The organism is Streptomyces sp. (assembly GCF_031178505.1).
Lineage (GTDB): Bacteria > Actinomycetota > Actinomycetes > Streptomycetales > Streptomycetaceae > Streptomyces > Streptomyces gulbargensis.
Map to the genome: position 1 here is coordinate 1 of NZ_JAPSIW010000397.1, position 6,425 is coordinate 6,425.

Annotated in this window: 6 protein-coding genes and 1 pseudogene; all 7 read left to right on the top strand. The window is 76.0% G+C overall.

Features of this window, described 5'->3' with window-relative positions; all coding sequences use genetic code 11:
* Positions 1 to 908: pseudogene (locus tag RIF68_RS23225) on the top strand (regulator); the annotation flags it as partial.
* Positions 909 to 1,367: 459 nt separating this feature from the next.
* Positions 1,368 to 2,198: an ammonia-dependent NAD(+) synthetase gene (gene nadE, locus RIF68_RS23230; protein WP_309053227.1), complete on the top strand. Its 831-nt coding sequence runs from the start codon at positions 1,368 to 1,370 to the stop codon at positions 2,196 to 2,198.
* 67 nt (positions 2,199 to 2,265) lie between these two features.
* Entirely contained in the window at positions 2,266 to 2,655 is a 390-nt protein-coding gene (locus RIF68_RS23235) for a VOC family protein (protein ID WP_309053228.1), read from the top strand.
* Between the two features lie 103 nt (positions 2,656 to 2,758).
* The gene (locus tag RIF68_RS23240) at positions 2,759 to 3,439 is read left to right on the top strand and encodes an ABC transporter permease (protein WP_309053229.1); all 681 of its coding nucleotides are present in this window, start codon (positions 2,759 to 2,761) and stop codon (positions 3,437 to 3,439) included.
* Complete coding sequence (locus tag RIF68_RS23245; protein ID WP_309053230.1) at positions 3,436 to 4,113, top strand: ABC transporter permease subunit; 678 nt, start codon at positions 3,436 to 3,438, stop codon at positions 4,111 to 4,113. The genes RIF68_RS23240 and RIF68_RS23245 overlap by 4 nt, the downstream gene beginning before the upstream one ends.
* Entirely contained in the window at positions 4,110 to 5,060 is a 951-nt protein-coding gene (locus RIF68_RS23250; protein WP_309053231.1) for an ABC transporter substrate-binding protein, read from the top strand. The genes RIF68_RS23245 and RIF68_RS23250 overlap by 4 nt, the downstream gene beginning before the upstream one ends.
* Positions 5,061 to 5,512: 452 nt before the next feature.
* Positions 5,513 to 6,265 (top strand): PIG-L deacetylase family protein, encoded by a 753-nt coding sequence (locus RIF68_RS23255; protein ID WP_309053232.1) that lies wholly within the window; start codon positions 5,513 to 5,515, stop codon positions 6,263 to 6,265.
* Positions 6,266 to 6,425: the final 160 nt, after the last annotated feature.

Here is a 6,425-nt window from a genome sequence, read left to right on the forward strand (position 1 = left end):
CCGACGCCGCCCTCGACCTGGCCGGGTCCGTCGCCTTCGCCTGGTCCTGCCGGGGCCGGCTGCGCGAGGCCCGCGACGGACTCGAACAGGCCCTGCTGCTGAGCGGCGCGCGCGGCCGGGCCCGCACCCGCGCCCTGTGGGCCCTCGGGGTGACCCTGGTGTTCCAGGGCGACCCCGGAGCGGCGCAGGAGATCAGCGAACGGTGCGCCCGCGAGGCCCGGTACACCGAGTACGCGGAGGCGGGGACGGCCGGCGGGCCCCACCGGCCCGGCGAGCTCACCCTCGACGCCGCCGCCCTCGCGGGCCTCGTCGCCCTCACGACGGGCCGCGCCAAGGCCGCGGCGGTGGTCGTCGGCCACGTCCTGGACGCCGTGCCGGACGACTCGGCCGCGCGGCTGCGCTGCCACCTCGTGCGGGTCTTCGCCCTCACCGGCCTCGGCCGGCTCGACGAGGCCGATGCCGGCGCCCGCGCCCTGCGCGAGCGCTGCGAGGAGCGCGGCGAGCACGGCATCCGTACCGCTCTCGCGTACCACTCGGCCCTCATCTGCCTGCTGACGGGCGACCCGGGAGCCGCGGCCGGCCACGCCAGGGCCATGCTGGAGGGCAGCCGCCGGCTCGGTGCGCGTCTCGGTGTCGCCCTGGGCCTCGACGTCCTCGCCACGGCGCTCGCCGCCGCCGGCGACGGCGCGAGCGCGGCGGACGTCTCCGGCACCGGCGAGGCCTACTGGCGTGCCACCGGCCGGCCCCGCCGCGGCCTGCCGGGCCTGCGGGCGCTGCGCGAGAAGTACACCGGTACGGCCCGCGCCGCGCTCGGCGACCCCGCCTACGAGGAGATCTTCCTGCGCGCCCTCACCGGAACGCCCCAGGAGGGCCTGGCCCGGGCGCTGCGCACCGGCCCGGGCAGCTGATCACCCCGCCGGGGGTGCGGCGGCGGTGCCCTCGGGAGGGGGGTTCGGTGCCCGCCCGTCGAGCCGGCGGGGCGGGCCCCCGGTCCACCAGGTCGGGGACGAGCGCGGCGATGTTCCAGGCGTCGTCCTCGCCCCGGTGGCGACGGCCCTCGAGGGGCATGGGACCCGACCTGCGGGGCACGCGCCGGGCGTGGACACCGGCCGGAGGGAATGGCGGCGGCGGATGCGGGCACGCGGGCAGCAGCACCGGGGCGGCCGGGGCGGACCGCACGTGACGCGGCGGCTCGCCCCACGCACGGTGACGGATCCGCGGGGGTCCGCGTCGGGGCAGGCCGCCGGCGCGCCCTACCGGGCCGCTCGCCCGGCCGCGGCGGACCGCCGCCCCGGCGGTCCGCCGGCCCCACCCCGTAAAGTCGACCCCGTTGTAGTTGTACGACACCGTCCCACGAGGAGAGTCCCGTGACCGACCCGGCGGCCATCGCCCGGCAGCAGCAGATCGCCCAGGAGCTGGAGGTGTCCGCGAGCTTCGAGCCGCGGGCGGAGATCGAGCGCCGGGTGGCGTTCCTGGCCGAGCGCCTCCGGTCCACCGGGCTGCGCTCGCTCGTCCTCGGCATCAGCGGCGGCGTCGACTCCACCACGGCCGGCCGGCTGTGCCAGCTCGCCGTCGAGCGGGTCCGGGAGGCCGGGCAGGAGGCCACCTTCTACGCCATGCGCCTGCCGTACGGCGTGCAGGCCGACGAGAAGGACGCGCGCACCGCCCTGGACTTCATCCGCGCCGACCGGGTCCTCACCGTCGACGTGAAGCCCGCGTCCGACGCCGCCCTGGAGGCCGCGCTCGCCGGTGGGGTCACCTTCCGCGACGCCCACCACCAGGACTTCACACACGGCAACATCAAGGCCCGCCAGCGGATGATCGCCCAGTACGCCGTCGCCGGCGCCCACGACGGACTCGTCGTCGGCACCGACCACGCCGCCGAGGCCGTCTCCGGCTTCTTCACCAAGTTCGGTGACGGCGCGGCCGACCTCGTACCGCTCACCGGTCTCACCAAGCGACGGGTCCGCGCCGTCGCCGCCGAGCTGGGAGCCCCGGCCGAGCTGGTCTGGAAGACGCCGACCGCCGACCTGGAGACCCTCGACCCCGGCAAGCCCGACGAGGACGCGCTCGGCGTCACCTACGACGACATCGACGACTTCCTGGAGGGCAAGCCGGTCTCGGAGGCCGCCTACGCCGCCATCGTCCGCCGCTACGACCTGACCGCCCACAAGCGGCAGCTGCCGATCGCTCCCTGAGCGCCCGACGCCGGTCCGGCGGATCCTGGAAGGGGGCCTCGCCGAGGCCCCCGGAAGGGAGCACGCCATGTTCGGCGAAACCCCGGCGTTCAGCGGATTCTCCGTCGACGACCTCGACGCCGCGCGCCGCTTCTACGGCGAGACCCTCGGCCTGCGGGTGGAGGACGAGGGCCCCGGCGACATGGGAGCCCTCGTGCTCACCCTGGCGGGCGGCGCCCGGGTGTTCGTCTACGCCAAGGACGACCACACCCCCGCCTCCTTCACGATCCTCAACTTCGAGGTCGACGACATCGACCGGGCGGTCGACGCCCTGGGCGGGCGCGGGGTGGAGTTCGAGCGGTACCCCGGGTTCGAGGCGGACGGGAAGGGGATCGTACGGAGCGACGGCCGGGGCCCCTCGATCGCCTGGTTCAAGGACCCCGCCGGAAACGTCCTCTCCGTCCTGCAGTCGGGCTGACCGGACCGTCGCCGTCCTGCGGGCCTCCGCCCGAAGCCACCAGGACCGCCACGAACGGACCTGCCCGGATGCGGAGCGCCCCGCCCCCGGCTCGAATGGGAGGGTGAGCGCGCCCCCCGACGACTGCCTCGCCCGCAACGAGTGGATCTGCGGGGACTACCTGTCCTCGCGGAGCGAGATCCTCGCCGACGCCGTCGTCCAGCACCTCCGGCTGACCGGTGCCTCCCTCGCCCTCGGAGTCGCCGTCGCCGTCCCGCTCGCCCTCCTGGCCCGCCGCCGGCGCTGGGCCGCGGCGCCCGTGCTCGGCGTCACCACCGTCCTGTACACGATCCCCGCGCTCGCGATGTTCTCGCTGCTCCTGCCCGTGTACGGGCTGTCCGCCTCCCTCGTCGTCGCCGGGCTGGTCCTGTACTCGCTCACCCTCCTCGTCCGGAACCTGCTCGCCGGGCTCGACGCCGTACCCGACGACATCCGCAGGGCCGCGCGGGGGCTCGGATACGGCCCCACCCGTCTCCTCCTCGCCGTCGAACTGCCCCTCGCGCTGCCCGCCGCCATGGCCGGGCTCCGCATCGCCGCGGTCTCCACCGTCTCCCTCGTCACCATCGGCGCGATCGTCGGCCACGGCGGCCTCGGCAACCTCATCTACTCCGGGATGAACACCTACTTCAAGGCGCAGGTTCTCACCGCCTCCGTCCTCTGCGTCCTCCTCGCCGTCGCCGCCGACCTGCTCCTCCTCGGCGCCCAGCGGCTGCTCACCCCCTGGACCCGCGGGCAGGACCGGTGACCACGCTCGCCGCCGCGTGGGCCTGGCTCACCACCGCCGCCCACTGGTCCGGCGAGGACGGCATCGGACACCGGCTCACCGAGCACCTGCTCCTCACCGGCGCCGGCCTCGCGCTCAGCTGCCTGATCGCGCTGCCCGTCGCCCTCGCCCTCGGTCACCTCGGCCGGGGCGGCGCCCTCGCCGTCAACCTCGCCAACGCCGGCCGGGCCGTCCCCACCTTCGCCGTCCTCGTCCTGCTGCTCCTCGGCCCCCTCGGCCCGTACGACCCCTGGCCGACCGTCGTCGCCCTCGTCCTCTTCGCCGTCCCACCGCTGCTCACCAACGCGTACGTGGGGGTGCGCGGGGTCGACGCCGACGTCGTACGAGCCGCCCGGGGCATGGGCATGACCGGCCGCCAGGTGCTCGCCCGCGTCGAGCTGCCGCTCGCGCTGCCCCTGCTCCTCACCGGCGTCCGTGTCGCCGCCGTCCAGCTCGTCGCCACCGCCACCGTCGCGGCCCTCGCGGGCGGCGGCGGTCTCGGCCGGATCATCACCGCCGGCTTCAACCTCGCCTCCACCCCGCAGGTGCTGGCGGGCGCCGTCCTCGTCGCCGGACTCGCCCTTCTCGTCGAAGGCCTCTTCGAAGCGGTCCGGGCGCTCGTCCCGGCCGCGCCGCGCACCCGGGACCGCCCATGAGGACGGCCCGCCTCGCCGCCGGGGCGCTCGCCGCGCTCCTCGCCCTCGCAGGCTGCGCCACCGGCCCCGCCCTGGAGGACCGGGGAGCCGTCACCGCCCCGCCCGGCGACAGCCGCCACCTCACCGTCGGCTCGGCCGGCTTCACCGAGAGCGAGCTGCTCGCCCGGATGTACGCCCTCCTGCTCGAACAGGCCGGATACCGCACCACCCTCCTCACCGTCACCAACCGCGAGCTGTACGAACCGGCGCTGGAGAACGGACAGATCGACGTCGTGCCCGAGTACGCGGCCACCTTCGCCGACTGGCTGAACGCCAAGGTGAACGGACCGGACGCGCCGGCCGTCGGCTCACCCGACCTCACCGCCACCATGAGCGCCCTGCGGCGGCTCGCCGGCCCGCGCGGCCTCACCGTGCTCGAACCCGGCCGGGCCGTCGACCAGAACGCCTTCGCCGTCACCGCCGCCTTCGCCGCCGAGCACCACCTCAGGACTCTCAGCGATCTGGGCGCCCGGGGCGTCCCGGTACGGCTCGCGGCCGGAGACGAATGCGTCCGCCGCCCCTACTGCGCTCCCGGCCTGCGGAAGGTCTACGGCATCGACGTCACCGCCGTCGACCCCAAGGGCGTCGGCACCACGCAGGCCAAACAGGCCGTGCGCGACGGCCAGGACCAGCTGGTGCTGACGACGACCACCGACGCCACCCTGGACGACTTCGGCCTCGTGCTCCTCGCCGACGACAGACACCTGCAGAACGCCGACCACATCGTCCCCGTCGTCAACCGGGCCCGCGCCGGAAGCACGGGCGTCACCCGCGTCCTCGGCCGTCTCAACGACGTCCTGACCACCGCCGACCTCGCGGACCTCAACGAACGCGTCGACAGCTGGCGCCGGCTCCCCGAGGACGTGGCCCGCGCCTATCTCGTCGCGAAGGGTCTCCTGCGGCCCTGAACCGGCGGCGGCGCTCCGGCGGGCCCGGAGTGCGTCGTCCGCGCCTCCCCCGGTGGCGGCCACCCCCCGGGGAGCGCGCGAAAGTCCGAGCGGTGCGTGCGCTTGCTCACCGTGCGCTCCCGTCCCCCGCGGCTGCCCGTGCCTGGACGGAGTCGTACCCGGCGATGGAGTGCCGCCACGGCCCCGTCAGCATCAGCGGCCGCGCCGGCCTGGTCCGGTGCCTGGGCCCCGCGCCCTCGGGGCTGCGGGACGAAGTGGAGGCCACCGGCGTCCTGTTCACCGCCGACGCCGTCGACCCGGTCGCCGCGTCCGTCCGCGCCCCACCGCCTCGCCGTCGCCCTCGCGGACCGGCGTGGTCTCGACCCCGACCGCCCCCCGGCACGTCTCGCGCTCGGTCGTCCCGCCGGAGCGTTCCGCCCGACCGCGGCGGAGACCGCCCGTATCCTGCGCTCATGATCACCACGGATGCCACGGACCTGCGGGAGATGCCCGGCGACTGGCGGCGCGCCCTCGCCGTCGTCGCCCACCCCGACGACCTGGAGTACGGCTGCGCCGCCGCCGTCGCCGCCTGGACGGACGCCGGGAAGGAGGTCGTCTACGTCCTCGCCACCCGCGGCGAGGCCGGGATCGACACCCTCGCCCCGGAGACGTGCGGGCCGCTGCGCGAACGCGAGCAGCGCGACAGCGCCGCCGTCGTCGGCGTGGACACGGTCGAGTTCCTCGGCCACCGCGACGGTGTGCTCGAGTACGGAGTCCCCCTGCGGCGCGACATCGCGGCCGCGATCCGCCGCCACCGTCCCGAGCTCGTCGTGACCCTCAACCACCGCGACACCTGGGGCCCCGGACCCGGTGCCCCCTGGAACACCCCCGACCACCGGGCCGTCGGGCGGGCCACCCTGGACGCCGCGGCCGACGCCGGCAACCGCTGGATCTTCCCCGAACTCGCCGACGAGGGCCTGGAGCCCTGGGACGGCGTCCGCTGGGTCGCCGTCGCGGGGTCCGGCACCCCGACCCACGCGGTCGACGCGGCCCCCGGCATGGACCGCGCCGTCGCGTCGCTGCTCTGCCACCGGGCCTACATCGAGGCGCTGACGGACCAGGACCCGGAGGAGTACGTCCGCGACTTCCTCACCACGACCACCGGGCAGGCCGCCGGCCGCTTCGGCGGACGCCCGGCCGTGACCTTCGAACTCTTCCCCCGCTGACCCGGACGGGCCGGCGCCGCGTCACCCCATCGGCGCCGGCTTCAGGACGGCGAAGGGCGCGCCGAACGGGTCCTCGAACCAGGCCAGCCGGCCCACGTCCGGGATGTCGGCCGGCGGAAGGAGGATCCGCCCGGCGGCGCCGGGTCGCTGTCACCGAGGA

What these genes read in the sequence shown, in the direction of transcription:
- RIF68_RS23235 (WP_309053228.1), top strand. Translation starts at nt 2,266, where the DNA reads ATGTTCGGCGAAACCCCGGCGTTCAGCGGATTCTCCGTCGACGACCTC.
- RIF68_RS23250 (WP_309053231.1), top strand. Translation starts at nt 4,110, where the DNA reads ATGAGGACGGCCCGCCTCGCCGCCGGGGCGCTCGCCGCGCTCCTCGCC.
- RIF68_RS23255 (WP_309053232.1), top strand. Translation starts at nt 5,513, where the DNA reads ATGATCACCACGGATGCCACGGACCTGCGGGAGATGCCCGGCGACTGG.